The organism is Streptomyces muensis (genome assembly GCF_021474425.1).
GTDB classification, from domain to species: Bacteria; Actinomycetota; Actinomycetes; order Streptomycetales; family Streptomycetaceae; genus Streptomyces; species Streptomyces muensis.
In genome coordinates this window covers 1-2,950 of the sequence record NZ_JAKEIP010000491.1, presented here as the reverse complement: position 1 = coordinate 2,950, position 2,950 = coordinate 1, and the positions used below count along the sequence as shown (strand labels likewise).

Genomic DNA, 2,950 nt, shown 5'->3' with positions numbered 1-2,950 from the left:
ATAGCTGTTCGTCGGCAGCGTCAGATTGTATAAGAGACAGGGGTCGGGGTGTCCGACGGAGCCGGCGGCTTCTCCTCGTCCTTCTTGCAGGCCGTGGACGGCGTCGTCAGGTTCGGCTTGATGTCCTCGTCGACATAGCCGGCGGCCTTGACGTGGACGCGGTACTCCGCGTCCGGCTTCCAGTTCTCCTCGAAGGTGATGGTGACACCCTCGCGCGAGCCCTTGACCACCTGCTCGCCGACCTTCTTCAGGTCGGCGCCGTTGTTCTGCAGGAAGACGCTGACGGTCGCCGGGACACCGCTCGGGTCCACGTCGGTGACCGTGATGATGCCCTTGTCGCCGTCGCACTTGGCTTCGGCGGAGAATTCACTGATGTCGCAAGCGAGCGCGTTGCCCGCGAGGCCGAGCGCGAGCGCGGCCGAGGCGGAGGCAACACCAAGAGCGCGCACGGAACGCGCGACGGTACGGCGGTTTATGGACACTTTTGTCCTTACGAGTTGCATCACTGAGGGGGGTTGAACGAGGCGCGGCGATGTGACATCACCGTCCCCAGGAGTCTCACAGGTTTATAAGCGTGGCATAAGCAGTGTCAACGCATATGCGGTCCACGGCTGTTGGCTTTGCCCTCTTATTAATCGCTGAGACGTTTCAGGGCCGCCGGAGCCTCCTCGATCCGGTCGACCAGGGCGATACGGGACTCCATCGACCGCTCCCGGGCAAGGGCCTGGAGCAGCGGCCAGGCCGGCAACTTCTCCGTCCAGTGGGCCCGGTTCACGAGCACCATCGGAGTCGGCTCGCCGCGCGACTCGTAGTAGTTCGGCGTCGCGTTGTCGAAGATCTCCTGCACGGTGCCGGCGGCCCCCGGCAGGAAGACGACGCCGGCGTTGGAGCGCGCCAGGAGGCCGTCCTCGCGGGTGGCGTTGGCGAAGTACTTGGCGATGTGGGAGGCGAAGGGGTTCGGCGGCTCGTGGCCGTAGAACCAGGTCGGGATGCCGACCGAGCGGCTGCCCTTCGGCCAGCGCGCACGGACCTCGAAGGCGGCCGTCGCCCACTCGGTGATCGAGGGCGTGAACAGGGGAGCCTTCGCCAGCAGCCGGAGCGCGTCGGTGAGCATCTCGTCGTCGTAGGGGGCGGCGTACGCGCCGAGGTTGGCCGCCTCCATCGCGCCCGGGCCGCCGCCGGTGGCGACCGTGAGACCGGCGCGGGCCAGCTCCCGGCCGAGCCGGGCGGCACCTTCGTACGCCTCCGTGCCGCGTCGCATCGCGTGGCCGCCCATGACGCCCACCACCCGTGTCCCGGCGAGGAGTTCGTCCAGCGCGTCCGAGACGGAGTCGTCGTGGACCGCGCGGAGCATGGAGGCATAGATGTCGCCGTCGGCCTTGGTCCGCTGGAACCAGGCGTAGGCGAGGGCGTCGGGCGTCTTCTCGTAGCCGTCCGGGCCGTCGGTCAGGGAGGCGAAGAGCTCGTCGGGGGAGTAGACCAGGCCCCGGTACGGGTCGAAGGGCAGGCCCGGTATCGGCGGGAAGACGAGGGCGCCGTCCGTGCGGATCTTGGCCGCGGCCTCCTCGCGCATCGGGCAGCCGAGGAAGAGGGCGCCCGCGGTGCTGGTGGTGAGCAGCTCGCGCGTACGGTCCGTCAGGTCGACGGCCTGGACACGGAATCCGGCGAGGGAGCCGCGCGCCGACACGGTCGCGTCGAACTCCTCGAGCGTCTCTATCTCACGGTCGTTGTGGTGGGCCGCATGGGCGGGCATCGTCTGCACCCGCCCATGCTAGGCACCATCCATGGGGAGGCCTGTGTCAGCCCTCGATGGCCGACGGGTCCATCCAGACGACCTCCCAGGTGTGGCCGTCGAGGTCGTCGAAGGCGCGGCCGTACATGAAGCCGTGGTCCTGGGTCTCGCCGGAGACGGAACCGCCCGCGGCGAGCGCCTTGTCGACCAGCTCGTCGACCTTCTCGCGGCTCTCGGCGCTCAGCGCGATCAGCACCTCGCTGGTCTTCGTCGCGTCCGCGATCGGCTTCTTCGTGAACTGGGCGTACTTGTCGTGGGTGTGCACCATCGCGACGATGGTGTCGCTGATCACGACCGAGGCCGTCGTGTCGTCGCTGAACTGCTCGTTGATCGAGTAACCGAGCTCCGTGAAGAACTTCTTCGAGGCGCCGAGGTCGCTCACGGGCAGGTTCAGGAAGATCATCTGCTGGTACGCGGGGGCGGTCATCGTGGTCTCTCCCATCGAGGTGTCTGCTGTTCGGTGGGGTAGACCGGGGGTCCGAGCGGAACTCATCGCCGCGCGGAGATTTTTTTCGTACGAGTTTTCCGACGCCTGCCGTCGGCTTCAGCGGGCCACCAGCGGCAGTGCGGCCAACTCGGCCACGATCAGGGTGAACGGGCCGAAGAAGGCCAGCAGCGCACCGGCGCGCAGGGCCGCCGCGCCGCGGAGCAACGAGGTCGGTGCGCCGAGGCGGACCAGCGCGGCCGTGGTGTCGGCGCGGGCCTGCTTGGCCTCCACGGCGGCCGTGAGCAGCGTGGCCACGGTGCAGCCGGTGACCACGGTGGCGCCGAGGGTGCTCAGCGGGCCGACGGTGGTGGTGGCCGCGGGGGCGGAGAGCGGGGCCATGGCGTACGCCGCGGAGGCCACGGCGCAGACGACGCCGAGGGGGCGGCCGATGCGCGTGGCCTCCTCCATCAGGACCCGGCCCGCCAGGAGACGGACGGCGCCCGGGCGCACGGACTGCAGGAGCCGGCCGCAGAAATGGGTGAGGCCCGGGGCGGCCAGGGCCAGCCCGAGGGTGGCCAGGATCCAGCCGGCCAGGACACCGGCCGGGCCGGTCGGGAGAGCTGAGGGGAGGGTGAGGGCGCCGGTCGCCGCGCGGGCGGCGTAGGCCTCCACGGCCAGGCCCGCGGCGAGGATGGCGATGCCCCAGGGGAGGCCGGCGGGGGGTTTGCGGG

The 2,950-nt window shown here is 69.9% G+C and carries 2 protein-coding genes and 2 pseudogenes; all 4 read right to left on the bottom strand.

Annotated features, from left to right (window positions below; genetic code table 11):
- Positions 1 to 38: 38 nt before the first annotated feature.
- Positions 39 to 503 (bottom strand): annotated as a pseudogene (locus L0P92_RS43540) (sortase-dependent protein); the annotation flags it as partial.
- 128 nt (positions 504 to 631) lie between these two features.
- A complete protein-coding gene (locus L0P92_RS43535) occupies positions 632 to 1,762 on the bottom strand; it encodes an LOG family protein (protein WP_234768665.1) in 1,131 nt (376 codons plus the stop codon).
- A gap of 37 nt (positions 1,763 to 1,799) precedes the next feature.
- Positions 1,800 to 2,219 (bottom strand): VOC family protein, encoded by a 420-nt coding sequence (locus L0P92_RS43530; RefSeq protein WP_234768664.1) that lies wholly within the window; start codon positions 2,217 to 2,219, stop codon positions 1,800 to 1,802.
- A 117-nt stretch (positions 2,220 to 2,336) separates the two neighbouring features.
- A pseudogene (locus L0P92_RS43525) lies at positions 2,337 to 2,950 on the bottom strand (hypothetical protein); the annotation flags it as partial.

Bases quoted from the DNA above. Each gene is read 5' to 3' on its own strand.
- L0P92_RS43530 (WP_234768664.1), bottom strand. From the start codon at position 2,219: ATGACCGCCCCCGCGTACCAGCAGATGATCTTCCTGAACCTGCCCGTG.